The sequence below is a fragment of the Moraxella pluranimalium genome, from assembly GCF_002014825.1.
Classification (GTDB): domain Bacteria; phylum Pseudomonadota; class Gammaproteobacteria; order Pseudomonadales; family Moraxellaceae; genus Moraxella; species Moraxella pluranimalium.
Map to the genome: position 1 here is coordinate 19,550 of NZ_MUYU01000018.1, position 20,302 is coordinate 39,851.

General features: G+C 47.5%; 16 protein-coding genes. 5 read left to right on the forward strand and 11 right to left on the reverse strand.

Translation table 11 applies throughout. From position 1 onward, the window contains the following. Positions 1-73: 73 nt before the first annotated feature. From lpdA to B0680_RS07630, 3 genes are all read right to left on the reverse strand, one after another. A complete protein-coding gene (gene lpdA, locus B0680_RS07620) occupies positions 74-1,522 on the reverse strand; it encodes a dihydrolipoyl dehydrogenase (protein WP_078254510.1) in 1,449 nt (482 codons plus the stop codon). Positions 1,523-1,611: 89 nt separating this feature from the next. Further along, complete coding sequence (odhB, locus tag B0680_RS07625) at positions 1,612-2,814, reverse strand: 2-oxoglutarate dehydrogenase complex dihydrolipoyllysine-residue succinyltransferase (protein ID WP_078254511.1); 1,203 nt, start codon at positions 2,812-2,814, stop codon at positions 1,612-1,614. 92 nt (positions 2,815-2,906) lie between these two features. Further along, positions 2,907-5,759, reverse strand: coding sequence for a 2-oxoglutarate dehydrogenase E1 component (locus B0680_RS07630; protein ID WP_078254512.1), 2,853 nt, complete (start codon positions 5,757-5,759; stop codon positions 2,907-2,909). Positions 5,760-6,235: 476 nt separating this feature from the next. Between B0680_RS07630 and exaC the strand changes: the two genes are divergently transcribed. After that, positions 6,236-7,747, forward strand: a complete 1,512-nt coding sequence (gene exaC, locus B0680_RS07635) for an acetaldehyde dehydrogenase ExaC (protein WP_078254513.1) — start codon at positions 6,236-6,238, stop codon at positions 7,745-7,747. Positions 7,748-7,843: 96 nt separating this feature from the next. Here the strand turns inward: exaC and B0680_RS07640 are convergent, their stop codons facing one another. Both B0680_RS07640 and B0680_RS07645 read right to left on the reverse strand, forming a co-directional pair. Next, positions 7,844-8,338 (reverse strand): hypothetical protein, encoded by a 495-nt coding sequence (locus tag B0680_RS07640; RefSeq protein WP_078254514.1) that lies wholly within the window; start codon positions 8,336-8,338, stop codon positions 7,844-7,846. 67 nt (positions 8,339-8,405) lie between these two features. Further along, on the reverse strand, positions 8,406-9,155 hold the full coding sequence (locus tag B0680_RS07645) for an SDR family NAD(P)-dependent oxidoreductase (RefSeq protein WP_078254515.1): 750 nt from the start codon (positions 9,153-9,155) through the stop codon (positions 8,406-8,408). 169 nt (positions 9,156-9,324) lie between these two features. Between B0680_RS07645 and B0680_RS07650 the strand changes: the two genes are divergently transcribed. Then, positions 9,325-9,849 (forward strand): TetR/AcrR family transcriptional regulator, encoded by a 525-nt coding sequence (locus B0680_RS07650; protein WP_078254516.1) that lies wholly within the window; start codon positions 9,325-9,327, stop codon positions 9,847-9,849. Between the two features lie 109 nt (positions 9,850-9,958). Here B0680_RS07650 and B0680_RS07655 read toward each other — a convergent pair whose 3' ends face one another. After that, positions 9,959-11,632: an FMN-binding glutamate synthase family protein gene (locus B0680_RS07655; RefSeq protein WP_078254517.1), complete on the reverse strand. Its 1,674-nt coding sequence runs from the start codon at positions 11,630-11,632 to the stop codon at positions 9,959-9,961. 340 nt (positions 11,633-11,972) lie between these two features. Between B0680_RS07655 and B0680_RS07660 the strand changes: the two genes are divergently transcribed. The 3 genes from B0680_RS07660 to B0680_RS07670 all read left to right on the forward strand — a co-directional run bounded on the left by B0680_RS07660 (position 11,973) and on the right by B0680_RS07670 (position 15,415). After that, positions 11,973-12,701, forward strand: coding sequence for a UTRA domain-containing protein (locus tag B0680_RS07660; RefSeq protein ID WP_228143774.1), 729 nt, complete (start codon positions 11,973-11,975; stop codon positions 12,699-12,701). A gap of 213 nt (positions 12,702-12,914) precedes the next feature. After that, on the forward strand, positions 12,915-14,393 hold the full coding sequence (locus B0680_RS07665) for a UvrD-helicase domain-containing protein (RefSeq protein ID WP_078254589.1): 1,479 nt from the start codon (positions 12,915-12,917) through the stop codon (positions 14,391-14,393). A gap of 62 nt (positions 14,394-14,455) precedes the next feature. Further along, positions 14,456-15,415: a tRNA dihydrouridine synthase gene (locus tag B0680_RS07670; RefSeq protein WP_078254519.1), complete on the forward strand. Its 960-nt coding sequence runs from the start codon at positions 14,456-14,458 to the stop codon at positions 15,413-15,415. A gap of 80 nt (positions 15,416-15,495) precedes the next feature. Here B0680_RS07670 and B0680_RS07675 read toward each other — a convergent pair whose 3' ends face one another. The 5 genes from B0680_RS07675 to B0680_RS07695 form a co-directional block, all read right to left on the reverse strand. Continuing rightward, positions 15,496-16,863 carry an ATP-binding cassette domain-containing protein gene (locus B0680_RS07675; RefSeq protein WP_143821391.1) on the reverse strand — a complete coding sequence of 456 codons (1,368 nt, stop codon included), beginning with the start codon at positions 16,861-16,863 and terminating at the stop codon, positions 15,496-15,498. A 132-nt stretch (positions 16,864-16,995) separates the two neighbouring features. Then, on the reverse strand, positions 16,996-17,316 hold the full coding sequence (locus B0680_RS07680; RefSeq protein ID WP_078254521.1) for a nucleoside triphosphate pyrophosphohydrolase family protein: 321 nt from the start codon (positions 17,314-17,316) through the stop codon (positions 16,996-16,998). A gap of 78 nt (positions 17,317-17,394) precedes the next feature. Next, positions 17,395-18,156: an ATP-binding cassette domain-containing protein gene (locus B0680_RS07685; RefSeq protein WP_078254522.1), complete on the reverse strand. Its 762-nt coding sequence runs from the start codon at positions 18,154-18,156 to the stop codon at positions 17,395-17,397. Further along, positions 18,153-19,148 carry an iron chelate uptake ABC transporter family permease subunit gene (locus B0680_RS07690; RefSeq protein WP_078254523.1) on the reverse strand — a complete coding sequence of 332 codons (996 nt, stop codon included), beginning with the start codon at positions 19,146-19,148 and terminating at the stop codon, positions 18,153-18,155. The genes B0680_RS07685 and B0680_RS07690 overlap by 4 nt, the downstream gene beginning before the upstream one ends. 82 nt (positions 19,149-19,230) lie before the next feature. Next, a complete protein-coding gene (locus B0680_RS07695; RefSeq protein ID WP_143821392.1) occupies positions 19,231-20,220 on the reverse strand; it encodes an ABC transporter permease in 990 nt (329 codons plus the stop codon). Positions 20,221-20,302: the final 82 nt, after the last annotated feature.

Sequence of the window (20,302 nt, forward strand, 5' to 3'; positions counted from 1 at the left end):
GCCATAAAAACACCCCAAAAGCGCAAAACTTTTGGGGTGTATCAAACTTAAGTTAAATCAATCAGTTTATTGATTACTTGCGTTTTTTGCGTTGGATAGCGTGGATTGCACGGCCATCAGCAGATAGTGCCGCTTCATGCACCGCTTCAGAGACAGTTGGGTGAGCAAAAGTCATCAACTGTAGATCTTCGATGCTAGATACAAACTCCATCGCAATCATGCCTTGGTGGACGATATCGCCTGCGCCCACGCCGACCATGTGCATACCTAGTAGGCGGTCAGTTTTGGCATCTGCCACGACTTTGACCAAGCCCATGCCTTCGCCTTGTGCTAGTGCACGGCCGTTGGCTGCTAGGCTAAATGTACCAGTTTTGACTTCATGACCCTTAGCGATGGCAGCTTCTTCGGTCAAGCCCACCCATGCGATTTCTGGGTGTGTGTAGATGACGCTGATAATGGTGTCGTAGTTCACTTGCGCTTTTTCGCCGTGGATACGCTCAACTGCCATCATACCTTCTTCCATCGCTTTGTGTGCAAGCATTGGGCCACGCACTAGGTCACCGATGGCATAGACGCCGTCTAGGTTGGTTTTGCATTGATCATCTACTGCTACCAAGCCACGCTCAGTCAGCTCAATACCACAGCCTTCGGCAAGTAGTTTTTCGCTATAAGCACGACGGCCGACGCAGACGATTAGCTTATCAAAGGTCTCGGTTTTTACTTCGCCTTTAACATCAGTGGTTACAACCACTTCGCCATTGACCACTTCTGCATTGGTCACTTTGGTATCGACACGGATGTCTAGGCCTTGTTTTTTCAGGAGCTTAGCTGCTTCTTTTGAGATTTCTTTATCAGCCACTGCCAAGAACTCAGGCATCGCTTCATAAACGACGACTTCAGCACCTAGACGACGCCATACAGAACCAAGCTCAAGACCGATCACACCAGCACCGATTACGCCTAGGCGTTTTGGCACTTCAGCGAACTCTAGCGCACCAGTTGAATCAACGATGTATTCGCCGTCAGTCTTAGCCACTGGGATTTCGATTGGCACAGAACCTGCTGCTAGGATGACATACTTAGCAGTGATGGCAGACTCTTCACCTTCTAGTGAAGTGAATTTCACTTGTTTTTCAGCCGATTTACCATCAACCAGCGTACCCCAGCCTTGTAGCCAGTCCACGCCATTGCCTTTTAGTAGACCAGCGACACCAGCAGTCAAGCCTTTGACGATCGCATCTTTGCGCTCAAGCATCTTGGCGATGTCAATGTTCACATCACCTGTGGTGATGCCGTGCTCAGCCAGCTCATGCTTGGTTGCTTCATAGCGATGTGAGCTGTCAAGCAGTGCTTTTGATGGAATACAGCCGACATTCAAGCAAGTACCGCCAAGCGCAGGTTCGCCTTTGTGAACACGCTTTTCGATACACGCTACGCTAAAGCCAAGCTGTGCGCCACGGATTGCTGCTTCATAGCCACCTGGGCCACCGCCGATGACAACTAGATCATAAGAATTTTTCATAACTATCTCTTTATTATTGATTTATAAAATGGACAAAGAATTGCCAAGCCATCAGCCGACAATCCTTTGTGTGAATCATGCTACAGACATTATAGGTCTAGTAGTAGCATTTGTGGATCTTCGATCAGCTCCTTGATAGTCACTAGGAACTGTACCGCTTCTTTACCGTCGATTAGGCGATGGTCATAAGATAGCGCAAGATACATCATCGGTAGGATCACCACTTCACCATTGACCGCCATTGGACGCTCGTTGATGGCGTGCATGCCTAGGATGGCAGTTTGTGGTGGGTTGATAATTGGGGTTGATAGTAGTGAACCAAAGACACCACCGTTGGTGATGGTGAATGTACCGCCAGTCATCTCTTCGATAGATAGCTTGCCTTCACGAGCTTTGATCGCATAGTCACGGATACCCGCTTCAACATCAGCCATGCTCATGTTGTCAGTATCACGCAGTACAGGCACAACCAAGCCACGATCAGAAGATACTGCCACGCCCACATCATAGTAACCATGATAGATGATGTCGTTGCCATCGATTGATGCGTTCACCGCCGGGAAGCGTTTTAGCGCTTCGGTCGCTGCTTTTACAAATAGTGACATAAAGCCAAGTTTTACGCCGTGGCGTTTTTCGAAACGATCTTTGTACTTGGCACGCAGATCCATCAATGGCTTCATGTTCACTTCGTTAAAGGTGGTCAGCATTGCAGTTTCTTGGGTAGCTGACAATAGGCGCTCAGCGATACGCTTACGCAGACGAGTCATTGGCTCGCGTTTTTCGATACGCTGACCTACGGCAGTTGCGATGACTTGACCATTGTCACCTTTTAGCGTTGGGTTGACCATGTCTGCTTTGGTCACACGACCGCCACGACCTGAACCTTGAACATCAGCAGGGTTTACGCCAGTTTCTTTGGCAGCTTTACGTACTGCTGGGCTTTGGTCTTTGAAATCACCTTCAGCGCCAGTTGATGCTGGTGCTGGTGCAGCTGCGGCAGCTTCTGCTTTTGGCGCTTCTTCGGCAGCTGGTGCAGCGGCAGGTGCTGCAGCGACTGCGCCCGCTTCAAAAATAGCAACCACTTCTGCTGATAGGACAGTGTCATCGACATTTTTGACGATGCTGGTGATTACGCCATCATCAGGGGCAACGATTTCTAGCACAACTTTATCAGTCTCAACTTCAGCCAATAGCTGGTCACGGCTGACTGCTTCGCCTTCGGCAACATGCCACTCAACGATCGTACCATCTTGAACTGATTCTGGGAATACTGGGGCTTTGATTTCAGCCATAATAAACTCCTTAAAAGTTTATAAATATCAATTAATTTAATTTTAAAAAGGAAAAACAGCCAAACCAGTCAAATGATTTGGCTGCGGATCAATTATTGTAGCTCATCAACAGTAACGCCAAGCGCTTGAGCGACTAGGGCTTTTTGTTGTTCTGCGTGCATCTTCGGTGAACCAGTCGCCGGTGCAGCTGCCGCTGGGCGAGCTGATGGTGCGATGATTTTCGCCTTGGTTGGCGCAGGTACAACGATGCGATATAGCTCTGGCGCTAGGTAGTACCACGCACCTTGATTCAATGGCTCTTCTTGTGACCAGATGATTTCTTCTAGATTTGGATATTTTGCAATCTCTTCTAGAATGCGTGCTTCTGGTAGCGGATATAGCTGTTCGATACGCACGATGGCGATATGCTCTTGACCCAGCTTACGGCGTTGATCAAGTAGATCGTAGTACACTTTACCGCCACACAGTACCAAGCGAGTCACTTTGCTGTTGTCGATGGTGTCAATCTCTGGCAATACTGTCTCAAACTTACCTGTTGCCAGTTCTGACAGCTCAGAAGTCGCTAGCGGATGGCGTAGCAAGCTCTTTGGTGACATCACAATTAATGGCTTACGCACTGGGCGAACCACTTGGCGACGCAATGCGTGGAAAATCTGCGCAGGTGTTGTCGGTGTGATGACTTGCATATTTTCTTCGGCACACAGTTGCAAGAAACGCTCTAGGCGGGCTGATGAGTGCTCAGGGCCTTGACCTTCAAAGCCGTGTGGCAATAGCATTGTTAGACCACACAGACGCTGCCATTTGGTTTCGCCTGATGAGATGAATTGGTCAATCACCACCTGCGCACCGTTCACGAAGTCGCCAAACTGCGCTTCCCAAATAATCAATGAATTTGGCACTGTAGTTGCATAGCCATATTCAAAGGCAAGCACCGCTTCTTCGGATAGTAGCGAGTTATAAGTCGCAAATCGTGCTTGGGTTGGTGAAATGTGCTGTAGCGGAATGTACATACTGCCGTCATTCATGTTGTACAGCTCACTGTGGCGATGTGAGAATGTACCACGACCGACGTCTTCACCGGTGATACGCACCAATGAGCCTTCGTCTGCAAGGCTAGCATAAGCCAAAGTCTCAGCAGCACCCCAGTTCAGTGGCTCTTGACCGGTTTGCATGGCTAGACGCTGTTCCACGACTTTTGCCACTTGACGCTGCAAGGTGAAGCCTTCTGGGATTTTTGCCATTGCTTCGCCATAGGCTTTTAGCTTATTGATATCAACGCCAGTTTCCCAGTCATCTTCTAGCTTATGACCCAGATAAGGTTTCCAATCCACGAACAATTCGGTATTTGGCTCGCTGACCCAGCCACTTGCGACATTTTGACCATTGTCTAGCGCGACACGATAGTCGTCTTCGTACTTGGCATTTTCTTCGGCACTAATCACGCCTGCTGCGACAAGCTTGTCCGCATACTGCGTGCGAGTGGTTGGTAGTTTTTTGATGACAGCATACATCAGCGGCTGTGTGGCTGATGGCTCATCTGATTCGTTATGACCGTTACGGCGATAGCAGACGATATCAATCACGATATCTTTGCCAAATTCACGGCGATAATCCACCGCCAATTGAGAAGCGAATACCACCGCTTCAGGGTCATCACCATTGACATGGATAATCGGTGCATGAACCATCTTGGCAACATCAGTACAGTACTCGGTTGAGCGAGCATCTTCTGGACGTGATGTGGTAAAACCTACTTGGTTGTTGATGACAATGTGCACGGTGCCGCCTGTCTTATAGGCACGAGTTTGTGACATTTGGAAAGTTTCTTGGTTCACGCCCTGACCTGCAAAGGCAGCATCACCATGCACCACGATTGGCATAACGGTGCTGTTGTCAATCTCATAGCCGTACTTGTCTGAGCGACGAGCTTGACGAGCACGCACTGAGCCGAGCAGTACTGGCGAGACAATCTCTAGATGCGATGGGTTGAACGCCAATGCCAAGTGCATCTCACCACCCGGGGTCATCACGTTTGATGAAAAACCGTTGTGGTATTTGACATCGCCTGAACCAACCGCTGGCTGTACTTTACCGTCAAATTCATCAAACAAATCGCTTGGATTTTTACCCAAGATATTGACAAGTAGGTTCAAACGACCACGGTGTGCCATACCGATAACGACTTCTTTTGAGCCGTAGCCACCAGCACGCTGTACCATCTCATGCATTGCAGGGATAAAGCTTTCGCCACCTTCTAGACCAAAACGCTTCACACCTGTGTATTTACGAGCTAGATATTTTTCTAGACCTTCAGCTGCGGTTAGACGCTCTAGGATTTCTAGTTTTTTGGCTTTGTCAAAGGTGATATGACCTTGATTTGATTCGATATAATTCTCAAACCAGCGTTTTTCGGTGGCGGTGAATACATGCATGTACTCATAGCCGATGCTGCTGCAATAGATACGCTCTAGGATCTCGATGATCTCACGCAGCGTTGCGCTGTCTTTGCCGATGGCAAGATCATTGGTTGGGAATACGGTGTCAAGATCAGCTTCAGATAGACCATGATATGCCAAAGTCAGCTCTTCTAGCTGTGGGCGATCTTGTAGTCCTAGCGGATCTAGGTTTGCCATGCGATGACCACGGCGGCGATACGATGAGATCAGCTGCTGTACTGCCATCAATTTTGGATTGGTGTCACCAGAAGACTGAGCTACTGCTCGTGGTGCATTGGTTTGGTTGCGTGCCAAAAGCAAGAACTGCTCTTTGATGGCATTGTGTGGAGCATCAGTCGGTTGCTGATAGTTGGCAAAGTAGGTTTGCCACTCGGTGCTGACACTGTTATTATCTTCTAAATATTGTTCATACAGTGCTTCGACATAGGCTGCACTGTCTGCCGCCAATTCGGTGTTTAAAAACGCCACCGTCTCTTTACTGTTTGTCATTGTATTACGCCATGGTTAGCCAAAATCAGATTGCCATCCTGACTGACTCATCAAATGATGGCAACGAACTATGCGTCTTGTTATAAGACATACCGCTATATAGTGTACGCCTTTTTTCTAAAGATAACAAGTTTCAATCGTGTAAATGTCGATAAAATTCGTGCCGATTGACGCAATTATTTTCAAGGTTTGGCTAAACAGTCTGTTATTTTAAGAATTTTAAAAATGTCAAGACGTTTGACGGCTTTTTATACGAAAAATTTTAATCGTTATCATTGATTTTTTTAAAGTTGATTGTGCCCAGTGATACGTTATTTGTTTACATTTTAGCAAGTTATTGATACAAAATAACTACAAGATGCCATTTGCCAAGCATCAAATTTTTCATGCATTATAAGTGTATCGACAATGCAGGGAATGCATGGTGGCATCGCCTGTTGCGTTGATGACACAGTCACTCATAAAAGGAACTTATCATGCGTTATGCCAATCCGAATACCGAAGGCAGTAAAGTCAATTTCAAAGAAAAATACGACAATTTCATCGGTGGGCAATGGGTCGCCCCTGTGGATGGTGAATATTTTGATGACATCTCACCGGTCGATGGCAAGCCTTTTGCCAAAGTCGCCAAATCCAATGCCAAAGACATCGAGCTAGCACTTGATGCTGCACACGCCGCCAAAGACGCTTGGGGCAAGACCTCACCGACCGAACGCTCTGCATTATTATTAAAAATCGCTGACCGCCTAGAAGCCAATCTTGAGACGCTGGCGGTCGCCGAGACTTGGGAGAATGGTAAGCCAATCCGTGAGACGCTGGCAGCCGATATTCCGCTTGCGATTGACCATTTCCGTTATTTTGCTAGCTGTATCCGCAGCCAAGAAGGTAGCATCAGCCAAATCGATGACGATACGGTGGCGTATCATTTCCACGAGCCGATTGGTGTGGTGGGTCAGATTATCCCTTGGAACTTCCCAATCTTGATGGCGGCATGGAAAATCGCCCCTGCTCTGGCGGCAGGTAACTGTATCGTACTCAAGCCTGCCGAACAAACCCCTGTCAGCATCATGGTACTCATTGAGCTGATTGCAGATTTGCTACCAAAAGGCGTGCTCAATGTGGTCAATGGCTTTGGCCCTGAAGTCGGCACACCGCTTGCGACCAATCCACGCATCGGCAAAGTCGCCTTTACCGGCTCAACCGAAGTCGGCCAAAAAATCATGCAATACGCCACCGAGAACATTATCCCTGTGACGCTTGAGCTTGGCGGTAAATCACCGAATATTTTCTTTGCCGATGTCATGGACAAAGATGATGACTTCTTGGACAAAGCACTCGAAGGCTTTGCGATGTTCGCCCTAAACCAAGGCGAAGTCTGTACCTGCCCATCTCGTGCACTGGTGCATGAGAGCATCGCCGAAGAGTTCTTGAAAAAAGCTGTTGAGCGTGTCAAGAAAATCAAAACCGGTCATCCGCTCGACACCGAGACCATGATTGGCGCACAAGCATCCCAAGAGCAGCAAGACAAGATCTTAGGCTGCATTGCTAAGGGCAAATCAGAAGGTGCTGAAGTATTGACTGGCGGTGAAGCACGCAGTGAGATTGATGGCGGATTTTATATTGAGCCGACCATCTTTAAGGGTGAGAACAGCATGGAGATTTTCCAACAAGAAATCTTTGGCCCTGTCTTGTCCGTCACCACCTTCAAGGACTTTGACGAAGCCATCGCCATCGCCAACGACACCATGTATGGACTTGGCGCGGGTGTCTGGAGCCGTGACGGTAACACCGCCTATCGTGCTGGCCGTGCCATCCAAGCAGGCCGTGTGTGGACCAACTGCTACCACATCTATCCTGCACACGCTGCCTTTGGTGGCTACAAGAAATCAGGTATCGGCCGTGAGACACACAAGATGATGCTTGACCACTATCAACAAACCAAAAACCTAATGGTCAGCTACTCTGCCAAGGCGATGGGATTTTTCTAAGTCGATTTCCTAGACCAAAACACCGTTTGACAGTTGCAAACGGTGTTTTTACTTTAGAAAGTTGACAAACTCAGTAAAATAAAACGGTGTTTTGCTTTACTTTTTCGCCTGTTCCAAAACCGCCCGATAGCCATTCGCTCGTTCTTTAGAAAAATAGTCAATCACGGCAAACGAAGTCCCCAAAATAAGTAACGCCACTGCCCACGCTTTCCATTTCACGCCCACATCAAAATGCAATAACGCCAACGCCACCGCAAAACTAACCACACTAATCGCAATAGACATCGGATACAAATATTGAAAATTCGCTACCCGTTTTAATTCATCGACAACAAATTGCGTTTCGCCCACGGCTTGATAAGTGTCTGCCACGTTTGCCATGGTCTGTATATTGCTATAAATCATCGGCACACCAATCGCCAAAAACAGCACCAAAAGCACCATCATCGGCACAAACAAGGCTTTCGCCCCTGTACTTTGCCCATAAAAATGGCACAGCAAACCAATCAGCCCCAAACAAACGCCCGCCCCCACAATAAACCATGCTTCCAAAATTTCGCCTTGATACCAAGCAATCGTGTGTTGATACATTTTATTATCCTAAAAAGTGAAAGGTTTTGGCATTATTAAAACACCAAAACCCATTGATTTTTAAAAATTACTTGGCACAAAAACCGCCATCAACATTTAAAATCGTTCCTGTCATAAACGGCACATCAGGCGATGCCAAAAACACAATCGCATTAGCAATAGAACTCGTATCGCCCATTTTATTCATCGGGTGAATGCCTGCAATTTTATCTTCTGGATAAACGCCTGCGTTAATAGCATTTTGCAAAATATCGGTTTTAATTGCCCCAGGGGCAACGGCATTGACCCGAATGCCTTGCGTCGCATAATCTAACGACGCACTTTTGGTTAAGCCGACCACTGCGTGTTTGCTTGCCGAATATTGTGAAGTAAATTCAATGCCATTTAAACCTGCAATAGACGCCAAATTGACCACCACGCCACCGCCAGTTTTGAGCATTGCGTCAATGGCGTATTTCATTCCCCAAAATAGCCCCATCACATTGACTTCAATCAACTCACGGAAATTTTCGGTAGAATGTTGATGTAATGGTACATTTTCACGCCCTGCAATGCCTGAATTATTGACCATTACATCAATTTTACCAAAATGGGCAACGGCTTGTTCAATCAAGGCTTTGACTTCATTTTCTTGGGTAATGTCTGTTTTGACAAAAATCGCATTCGCACCCAACGATTTGATTTCATTGACAACTTCTAAACCTTCTTTTTTACGGCGACCGCTGACCACGATATTGTCGCCTAATTTGGCAAATGCCAATGCCGTTTCTTTGCCGATACCCGATGTTGCCCCAGTAATGACGATAGTGCGTTTCATAAAAAATCCTTGTGTGTGTTGAAAATTTAAGATAAGTGTATTTTAGGAGATTTTTATGTGTTAAAATAGCTATAAATGATATTTAAATTTCAGCATATCCATACAAAATACATAAAAAGTATGCTTATAATGAAATTAACCAGCAAATAGTTTAACCAACGAGTAAGCCATGAACAAAACCGACCTGCGTGTGATTAAAACACGCGAAACTATGCACCGTGCTTTAATTGATTTGTTACACGAAAAGCCATTTGATGAGATTACCGCTAAAGATGTGATTGAAAAAGCAAGGGTTAATCGCACGACTTTTTACCGTTATTATTCGGGATTGGTTTCTTTAATTGATGAAGTGTTTTTTGATTTTAAACAAAAATTTGCGGATTTGCTCGCTAATGAACATTGTCAAACCGAACAAGTTTTTCAAGATTTTCTCAATTCTCGGCACACTATTTCAGCGTTATGGAGAATCCAATCTCGCCGTTATGGGCTATATGATGATATGCACAAAATGTTGCGAGTTGCTTTTGCTGATGAATTGGTTAAGCAAAATATGGTGGGACATTCTTTGCATTATCAATCATTTATTTGTGCCAGTTTGTGTATGGAAAGTTTGAGATATGCGATTTTGCATAATGAAACCATGAGCTTGAAACAGAGTATTGATGATATTAAGTCATTGGCTGGTTTATTTTGATTAAAATATTGAAAGCAAGCTTAAGCATAGCTGATTAACTAAGTTCCACATGAAACCCACAAAAAAAGACATCACCGATTGGCGATGTCTTGGTATGGGTGCTGTGGCATTAGGCACGATTGCGTTCATTCTCCGCATCGACGATCTCATCAGCGATACTCATCGCCTGAAAGCTGTTCGGATCGGCAAGCAGCCACATATCATCGAGCACACGGCGACCACAGTCACCGGTCAGTAGCGAGCCTGATTCGATGAATTGATAATGCTCTGACAGTAGCTTGATCCAGCCATCGGGCTGACGACGCACGATGTGATGTGGCATCAGCTCGGTTGGGTGGGTAAGCCCTGCACAGCCGACGATTTCTGCGAGTGCCTTTAGGGTGTTGCCATGATAGTTTTTGACACGGCGAGATTTATCTGGCACATCCAGTGCCTTTTGGCGGGCTGGGTCTTGGGTGGCGACACCGGTTGGGCACTTGTTGGTATGGCATGAGCGAGACTGAATACAGCCCACCGCAAACATAAAGCCACGCGCCGAGTTACACCAATCCGCCCCAAGCGCCATCATCTTGGCAATATCAAAGGCGCTGATGATTTTGCCACTGACGCCGACTTTGATTTTGTCACGAATGCCTGCACCGACCAAAGTATTTTGGACAAAAATCAGCGCATCGACAAGTGGCATCCCCACCGAATCCATAAACTCCACAGGCGCAGCACCTGTACCACCTTCAGCACCATCGATGACGATAAAATCAGGATAGTTATTCTCTTCTTTCATCGCCTTGACAATCGCCATAAACTCCCACGGCATACCGATACATAACTTAAAGCCCACAGGCTTACCGCCTGATAGCTCACGCAGCTGCTGCCAAAACTGCACCAGCTCTTTTGGCGTGCTAAATTCAGGATGCGTCGCCGGCGAAATGCAGTCTTTGCCCATCGGAATATCACGGGTCAAGGCAATCTCTTCGGTAATTTTTGATGACGGTAGCACACCGCCCTTACCCGGTTTTGCGCCTTGTGATAGCTTGATTTCAATCATCTTGACTTGTTCAAGACTGGCACGCTGTTTAAAGGTCTCGGGATTAAATCTGCCATGCTCATCACGACAGCCAAAATACGCCGTGCCAAGCTCCCAAATCAAATCACCGCCATGCTTTTGGTGATAAGGGCTGATACTTCCTTCGCCCGTATCATGGGCAAAACCGCCTTCTTTTGCGCCTTTATTCAGCGCTTCGATGGCATTGGCAGACAACGCCCCAAAGCTCATCGCCGAGATATTAAACACGGACAAATCATAAGGCTTAAGGCAGCGCTCATTACCGATACGCACACGAAAATCATGATTATCAATCTTGTGGCTACGCCCCGAGTGCAAGAACCAATCCGTCCCCGGCTTACTCAAATCATTCAAGCTGCCAAAGGCAGTGGTGCTGTCCAAATCTTTGGCACGCTGATAGACGATGGAGCGCTGCAAGCGTGAAAATGGCACTTCTTCGCGGTCGCCTTCGATGAAATACTGACGCACTTCTGGGCGAAAATTCTCAAACAAAAAGCGAATGTGTCCACTGATGGGATAATTACGCAAAATCGCATGGCGTTTTTGGTTGATGTTATAAATGCCAAGACAGGTCAAAGCCACTGCAATGACAAGCAACCACCAAATCTGAAAAAACCACGCCACAGGAATGAGCGCCACACACACCCAAAACAGGGCAAATCGTGGCAACACCAAAAAGAAAAAGTTGGCTGAATGGTTATTTGGCTTGGGATAAGACATAACAATCACTTCTAAATGTAGCGAAGGGCATGACAAGCACGCCCTATGTATTTCTAAAATTTTTGTCAATTATAACACAGCCAATTTATCATCATAATTTGATAATATTAATAAACCTATCGATTTTTTTGATAAAACGGGTGGCAATTGTCAGCACTTATCATCATCAGATTGGCAGTCGCATATACATTCATCAACAAATGATTAACACACCTGATACTTTGTGCTATGATGTGTCAATTTTCATCCTGTTATTCAATGGATACGCCAGCTTCATGTCTTTTTTTGGGGTATTGATGGCAATATCATCAGCCATCTGCGTGCCAACAAGGGGTAAATCGTGCCAAAACAACCTGCCTATTTGACCATCAAAAATGCCATTCTAACCAACATCCATGCCGGCATTTGGCATCAAGGGAGTGCCATTCCTGCCGAAATCAGTTTGGCTGAGAAATTTGGCGTCTCTCGCATGACGGTCAATCGCGCCCTAAAAGAGCTAGAAAATGAACGTGTGCTTGAGCGTCGTCAGGGTTCAGGCACGTTTGTGGCACAGCAAAAATACAATCACACCTTTATTGAAGTGCGTAACATCGCCAAAGACACCATCGATGCCGGCAAAACTTATCGCGCCGACGTGGTGCTGATTGACACTTTGGATATTCACAAGCTCAATTTACCTGATAATCATGAGCTTAGCACCATCTTTTTTGGCGGTGCGCCACAAGCCGATGACAAGGTTTATCAAGTCAGCATCATTCATTATGCGGACAATCAGCCCGTGCAGTATGAAGAGCGATGGGTGAATGCCAAAGTCATCCCTGAGTTTATTGAGCAGGATTTTACCAAAGTTAATACCAGTGATTTTTTGATTGCTCACGTCCCCCTAGAAGCGGGTGAATACACCATTTTTGCCAAAAATCCCACCGACACCGTGCGTACCGCTCTACAGATGGCTGAGTGCGAACCTGCACTACTACTGACCCGCAAAACCCGCTCACAAGGACAAGCGGTAACCATTGTCAATATGTGGCACGCCGGCAGCCGATATCAGTTCGGTGGTAAATTATAAACAGCCCGCCTTTATCACGCATTGTCAAAGCCATCAAATCTGCACCAATCATCGAGTTTGTGCAGGTTTTTTTGTCAATCACTCACTAGACTATTGCTTTGCCTGTGATGATTGGGGTAAATATGCTATAATGGCTTATTTTTGACTGTCCCACCATCTATGAGCCAACACAGTGCCACATCGAGTGGTTATCACAGCCCTGCCATTCATGGTATGACCACTACCACCCCCACGCCGACTGATGAGCAGTTGGCGTCTTTGGACATGGCATTGACGGGGCAGTCGTTCAAGATTGTCGCTTATGCAGGCGCAGGCAAGACAACGACGCTTAAGCTCATCAGCGAAAATCTGCGTGGTCGTGGGCTGTATTTGGCATTCAACAAAGCCATCGCCGCCGAAGCACAGGGCAAATTTCCGCCCAATGTCCGCTGTCAGACCTTTCATTCACTCGCTTATCGCCATGTCAATCGTGACATCACTGCCAAGATTAGCCTACCCCGCCTGACACCGTCACGGCTGGCGGCTGAGCTTGATTTGACTGCCATTAGCACCGAGCGGATGATTGATGGTATCAAAAAACCCGTCACGCTCACGCCTGCCAAGCTTGCCAATATCATCAGCGAGTCGATTACCACCTTTTGTAAGACATCATCCGCCTATCCTGCCCCACGCCACATCAGTGCGCCATCATGGATGAGCGAAGCCGATGCCAGTCAGCTACAGCAGACACTGTATCCCGCCTTTGAACGGCGGTGGCTACAGTCGATTGACCCACGCCATCAAGCAGGCATCAGCCATGATATTTATCTAAAATTATGGACGCTGTCCAATCCCATTATCCCTGCCGATTTTATCTTGTTTGACGAAGCCCAAGACGCTGACCCCTTGATGATGGGCGCACTCATCCGTCAAGATAAGCAGACCATCTATGTCGGCGATGCGCATCAGCAGATTTATGAATGGCGTGGCGCGCTCAACGCCATGAAACGCCTGCCCTATCCGCAGACGCTATTGACGCAGTCGTTTCGTTTTGGGGAGGCGATTGCCGATGTTGCCAATGTGTTTTTGACCGCCTTACAAGAAGATATCCCGCTCAAAGGCAATCCCAATCAGCCATCGACCCTTGCCAAAAGCCTAGTACACAGCGCAAAAGATGCCATTCTTTGTCGCACCAACGCCACCGCTATGAGCCATCTACTTGATGGGCTCAAGCTTGGGCATAAGGTGGCACTGCAGGCGGACAGTCAGCGAATTTTACGCTTTTGTCAAGGGGCGGACAGCCTAAAAAACGGCAAATCCGCCTATGGCATCCCCGAGCTTGCCTACTTCAATCACTGGGGCGAAGTCCAAGAGTTTAGCGAAACTGGCGAAGGTCGTGACCTAAAAACTTGGGTCAAACTCATCGAAGAGCACGGCACAGGCACCATCACCAAAGCCATCAATAGCCTATCCACCCAAAGCCATGCCGACTATGTCGTCTCCACAGCGCACAAGGCAAAGGGGCTTGAGTGGGGTCGGGTACAAATCAGCGATGATTTTTTGTACGATGTCAATGCGCTATCGGTCAAAATCACCCCCGAAGAGCTGCGCCTGCTGTATGTCGCCTGCACTCGTGGCAAAAGCCTGCTTGATGTACATCATATTGGCGATTTGCTGCATGGCTTGGTGCACAAAAAAGTGATTTATGGCTAAGCTGCCATCAATGTTTGCATTCAACCCCATTCCAATATTTTAACAGTATTTATCCGAACTTTATGACTTTTAACCATTTCTTCCCCCATCCTGTCCGCCTACTTGCCCCGATGGAAGGTCTGACTGACCCGCTGATGCGACGGATTTTGACTGATATTGCTTGTACACTTGGCGCGCCTTATGACTGGGCGGTGAGTGAGTTTATCCGTGTCACGCATTATCCTTTGCCCGCCCATGTTTTTTATAAATTTGTCCCAGAACTACATCACGGCGGTCGGACAGCCAGCGGTACACCTGTGCATATTCAGCTACTGGGCAACAACCCCGAGACGATGGCAGAGAGCGCTGTGACAGCGGTCAGCCTTGGGGCGGCGGCGATTGACCTAAATTTTGGCTGTCCTGCCAAGACAGTCAATAACCACAAAGGTGGCTCGGTACTGCTAGAAGAGCCCGAAGTGCTGTACCACATCATCAGCGCTGTGCGGAGTGCTGTGCCAAGCGACATCCCCGTCTCTGCCAAAATCCGTCTGGGCTACACGGACACGAGCCTGATGACTGACATCGGACAAGCCATCAAATCCGCCAATGCCAGCTGGCTGACCGTCCATGCTCGCACCAAAGTCGATGGCTACAAGCCCCCTGCTTATTGGGATAAGGTCGCCCCCTTTACCACGCTTGGGATGCCTGTGATTGCCAATGGTGAGATTTGGACAGCGGATGACGCCAAACGCTGTATGGCTGAAGCTGATACCCCACATCTGATGCTCGGTCGTGGGGCGGTCACTCGTCCTGATTTGATTGCTACCATTGCAGGCTTGGATGGCATGGACTGGGCAAGCTTATGCCAATATCAATTACAATTTTTGGCGGATACTACGGATAACCAAAATGGGCTGATTGGTCGCTATAAGCAGTGGCTAGGTATGCTCACCAAAGGCTATGATGAAGCGGACACGCTGTGGCACATCATCAAAAAAATCAAGGATAAGGGGCAGATTGAGCAATTATTAGCCAATCAGTAAACTCATCTGTAGCACCTGCTTTAAGCTTGCTTGGCTTAGTTTTGCTTAGCTTAGCTTTGTATTATTTGACTTAGTCTTGCTTAGTGCTTGTGCAAATGACGGATTTCGATAATCAGCTTATGCAAAGCAAGCTCATCAATGCGTGCATCAAGCTGTGCGGTATTATCTGCATCCAAATTAGCATCCCATTCATCCAACAAAATCACAGGCACATCAAGCCCTGCAATCTCATCAAATTGCGCCATCAACTGCTGTCCTGTTGAGCCTGCCATCCGCTCACGAAAATACAGATGATGCTTTGTGGGCAGATAATACGCCTGCTCGCCCAGCTGCTCTTTGAGCAATAATAATTGACTGCTTTTGCCAGCGCCATTGTCCGCAATGAGCGTCATGCGCCCAGCGGTAGGCAATGCATTTGGGTTAAACACTTGCCCAGTTTGCCAAACCTTGAGTTTATCAGCACAAATTCGCTCCTGCAACTTAGGCTTTGGCGTACTCAATATCTCGCTAAGCCCCTGTAATCTTGAGCATATCACCCGAATATTGACATGATGACCAAGCAAGCTATAGCACACTTGTAGCAGCTGCACCTGTCTTGGCAAAGTCGCAATCAGCACCGCCAACAGCTCAAGCTGTGTGATATGTTGATAAAAAATCACCGCCGTCATTAGCATCACAGGGCATAGCAGTAGCATCATCCCCACATTCGAATAGCCATGTCGCACCGCCTGACAGCGAACGTTGGCAGCGGTTACGGTATCAAATTTTTGTGCCAATGTCTGCTGATACAGTGTGTGATTGTATTGATTATTCAAAACAACATTATCCCACGCATGATTGAGCACCGAAATCACGGCAAGTCGGCTTTGTTGCGCTTCTTGCGCCACTTGATTGATACGGCGTGAACGCTTAAGATAGAAAAACGCCACCGCCATGCCCAATGCATAACCCAGCAAAATCACACTATCTAACATCAATGCAAACACCACAATATTAAGCACGACATTTAATATCAGCCCCAACACATCAAATACCGTGTTTAGCGTCTCATCAATCGAACTTTTGCTTTCTTGGGCAAGCATGGATAGGCTTGTTGTCTTGGTAACATCATCAGCATAAAAGCTTGCCTGACCCAAAAAATACTGCTCAAACCGCCAAGCATACGCCTGCCAAGCACTGTATTTGGCACGCTCCAAATACACCATGCAAAAATACGCCGGCAAATATACCACCACCAATGATGCCACAAACAGCACGGCATACTGCATTTGGATGTCGCCTGCACCCACGCCTGCCGCCAATTTGGCAATAAAATAGGTCGATGATGCCACAATCAGTTGCTGCACCAATAAGAAAAGACAGGTAATTTTGAAGTATTTATTAAAAATATATCCGTATTGATGCATCATATCGCCACTGCCTTGTCTTGATAATATATGCTTTTTCAAAGCGTTATTCTTGTTTTACTCCACCCCCAACCACTGATTCGTATGCTATAACATAAAGTATGTACTGTCAACATTATGCCATGCCTAAAAAAGCCAACCTATAAAGGCTGGCTATCGGGTGTCAGATGATAATTAAGGCAATCGACGCTCTAACTTTGCCAAAAATGTTTCCATCGACACATTGATATCAATGCCCATGCGTTCAGCTAAGACAATTTGCCACCAAATATTTTCTGCAAGTTTATGGGCAAGCTCACTGTCCACATCGCTATCTGACTTTGTCCAACGTCCTTCATGTGCCATCGTCAAGCGACCCACCAAGCCTGCATCGGTTAAAAATGCTAAGGCATCTTCTTCTATCGTCCATTTTGAGCCATGATGCTTGTCTTCTAGGGCATGATATTTGGCACGAATTGCCATAGAACGATTGATAATTTCTTTAAAATCAGACATAAAATTTCTCCAAAAAATTGTCACGGCACAGTTAGTAGCAGTTTATCATTGGTACAGCCACCACACCAAGCCAATTCATCACGCCATCGCATCAACAATCACAGGCTTGCCATCATGATATAGCACGGTGGCATCGACTTGATACAGCTGTTTCATCGTGCTTGCGGTCAGTACATCGATAGGCTTGCCTGTGGCGATGACTTGCCCTGATTTCATCATCACCACCGTATCAGCAAACTGCGCCGCTTGGTTGATGTCGTGTAGGACGATGACGATGGTTTTGCCCGCTTTGGCAAGCACTCGAAGCTTACGCATCAATCGCCCTGCATGGTACATATCCAGATTGTTCAATGGCTCATCAAGCAGCAGATACGGCGTATCTTGGCACACCACCATCGCAATCAGCACCCGCTGACGCTGACCACCGGACAAATCGGACAAAAACCGCTCCGCTAGCGCCGTCAGCTCAAACTCCGCCATCACCTGCTCAACTCGTTCATCATCCACCGCCGTTGGCACGCCTTGATGATGCGGATACCGCCCAAACATTAACAGCTCACGCACTCGCAGCCGTCCTTGCACATGATTTTCTTGGGTGAGCATGGCAAGCGTACAGGCAAGCTTGCGACTGTCTGTCGTCGCCACATCACAGCCGCCAAAGCTCACCTTGCCCGACTGTAGTGGCGTGATGCGCGCCATCAGATTGAATAAGGTGGATTTGCCTGCGCCATTTGGCCCAATCAGCGCCACCACTTGCCCTGTGTGCAGTGACAAATTAACATCATCCAAAATCTGCGTGCCGTTATTGAGTCGATAGCCGACGCCTTGAACTTGTATCATCGTGTTGCCTGCTTTTGATATTGATGAAAAATAATCCACAAAAATGCCAAACCGCCTACCAGCTCAATCACCACTTCAAGCACGCCTGCCATCTTGAGCAGATGCTCAAAAATCATCTGCCCTGCCACCAAGCACAGCATGGCAATCAGACTCACAAGCACCAGTCGCTTGCCGTGATGCATCGATGGGCTAATCGCATTGGTCAGCGCACACACCAGAAGCCCAAAGAAAGTCACCGGCCCCACCATCGCCGTCGATACAGCGACCAGCAGCGCAATCATCGCAAGCATCCCAAGCGTCAGCCGAGTATAATCAATACCCAGATTAATCGCAGGCAGTCGCCCAAGCAGTAGAATATCTAGCTTATGGCGCATCCGATACATGAGTAGCGCACAGATGGCGCAAAGCACCATGCCGACGCTGAGCACTTGGGTATTAATCGTGTTAAAGCCTGCATAGCTCACTGATTGGATGGTCACAAACTCTTCGGGGTCAATCATCCGAGCCACCAAAAATGACAAACTGCGAAACAATAGCCCAAAGACCACACCCACCAAAATCAGCCGTGTCAAATCCTGACTGTGTCGCCCAAACAGCATCCGAAACATCACAAGCGATAGGCTAAGCATGATGATGACTTCAAAGCCAAACTTACCCAAAGTCGGTATCGACGCCATCCCCACCGACCCCAAGAAAAACACCATCAAGCTCTTAATCAGCACATACAAGCTATCAAAGCCAAGCAGCGCTGGGGTCAAAATCGGATTGTGCGTCAAAGTCTGAAACAGTAGCGTCGATGTGCCAATGGCAAAACCGACGGCCAAAAGCGCGAGCAACTTTTTACCACGCAAACTTAGGATAAACGACCAATTACCACTGGCATTGACACTCATAAACAGCAGCATGGCGATGGCAAGTAGCACCGCCATCACGGCAATCGGTCGTGCCTGAATCAGCGCAATAGGACGGGCAAACAGTTGGGTAACAGACATGATTGATCAGGTTAATTATTTAAAAAAGCCGAAAAAATTGGCGATTGTCAGTGATGATTTAGTAAATTAATTATAAAGAAAGCTATTTGGGATTTTTTAATAATAAATACAAAAACACCATCGCCCCAAGCACCCCAAAGACCACCGTCACAGGGATTTCAAACGGATAAATAATCAGCCGCCCAATGATGTCGCACAGTAGCACCGCCGATGCACCAAGCAGTGCCACCGCAGGTAGGGTAAGCCTAAGTCTATCACCCATCAGTCGGCTGATGATATTCGGCACGACCAGCCCGACAAACGGAATCATACCAACCGTCGCCACCACCACCGAGCTCACCAAAGCCACCATCACCACCGATAGGCGTAAGATGGTCTCACGATTCACCCCCAAGTTGGTTGCGATATGATCGCCAAGCCCAATGATGGTCAGCTTATCCGCCAAGACATAAGCCATCACCGACACCGCACCGACGAGCCACAGTAGCTCATAGCGACCTGCCAAAATACTCGAAAAATCGCCAAATCGCCACACACCAAGCAGCTGCACCATCTCGGTCTGATACGCAATAAAGGTGCTCATCGCATCAATGATACCACTAAAGACAATCCCCACAAGCGGAATCATCAGATGGTCGGTGGCAGGCAGTCGCTTAATCAGCATCATAAAAATCATCATGCCCGCCATCGCACAGACGGTAGCGATACTGATTTTGGCGATGATAGGTGCTGATGGCAATACAAGTGCAGTGATGAGCATCCCAAGTGCCGCACTTTGGGTAGCGCCGACCATCGATGGCTCGACAAAGCGATTTTTTAGCACGACTTGCATCATCATGCCACTGATCGCCATGCCTGCACCAGTCAAGATGATGGCAAGCGTACGGGGGATACGGCTTTGTAGTAGGATTTGGGTGTCTTGGCTGACTTGGCCTGTGATCAGGTTTTGCCAACTAAAATCCGCCACACCCACAGACAGGCTCACCACGATCAGCACCGCCATCACCGCTAGGCTTGCAGCATTGATGCTGATGGCTTTGTACCAAGGATTGGATAATGTGGCGGTGGTCATAACACTCTCAAGATACGCACGGATTGGCTAACTACTCGGAAAATATCAGCAAAACAAAAGATGGCAAGTATCACACCTGCCA

Bases quoted from the DNA above. Each gene is read 5' to 3' on its own strand.
- odhB (WP_078254511.1), bottom strand. From the start codon at position 2,814: ATGGCTGAAATCAAAGCCCCAGTATTCCCAGAATCAGTTCAAGATGGT.
- B0680_RS07670 (WP_078254519.1), top strand. From the start codon at position 14,456: ATGACTTTTAACCATTTCTTCCCCCATCCTGTCCGCCTACTTGCCCCG.
- B0680_RS07690 (WP_078254523.1), bottom strand. From the start codon at position 19,148: ATGTCTGTTACCCAACTGTTTGCCCGTCCTATTGCGCTGATTCAGGCA.
- B0680_RS07685 (WP_078254522.1), bottom strand. From the start codon at position 18,156: ATGATACAAGTTCAAGGCGTCGGCTATCGACTCAATAACGGCACGCAG.
- B0680_RS07680 (WP_078254521.1), bottom strand. From the start codon at position 17,316: ATGTCTGATTTTAAAGAAATTATCAATCGTTCTATGGCAATTCGTGCC.
- lpdA (WP_078254510.1), bottom strand. From the start codon at position 1,522: ATGAAAAATTCTTATGATCTAGTTGTCATCGGCGGTGGCCCAGGTGGC.
- B0680_RS07645 (WP_078254515.1), bottom strand. From the start codon at position 9,155: ATGAAACGCACTATCGTCATTACTGGGGCAACATCGGGTATCGGCAAA.
- B0680_RS07665 (WP_078254589.1), top strand. From the start codon at position 12,915: ATGACCACTACCACCCCCACGCCGACTGATGAGCAGTTGGCGTCTTTG.
- B0680_RS07630 (WP_078254512.1), bottom strand. From the start codon at position 5,759: ATGACAAACAGTAAAGAGACGGTGGCGTTTTTAAACACCGAATTGGCG.
- B0680_RS07655 (WP_078254517.1), bottom strand. From the start codon at position 11,632: ATGTCTTATCCCAAGCCAAATAACCATTCAGCCAACTTTTTCTTTTTG.
- B0680_RS07640 (WP_078254514.1), bottom strand. From the start codon at position 8,338: ATGTATCAACACACGATTGCTTGGTATCAAGGCGAAATTTTGGAAGCA.
- B0680_RS07695 (WP_143821392.1), bottom strand. From the start codon at position 20,220: ATGACCACCGCCACATTATCCAATCCTTGGTACAAAGCCATCAGCATC.
- B0680_RS07650 (WP_078254516.1), top strand. From the start codon at position 9,325: ATGAACAAAACCGACCTGCGTGTGATTAAAACACGCGAAACTATGCAC.
- exaC (WP_078254513.1), top strand. From the start codon at position 6,236: ATGCGTTATGCCAATCCGAATACCGAAGGCAGTAAAGTCAATTTCAAA.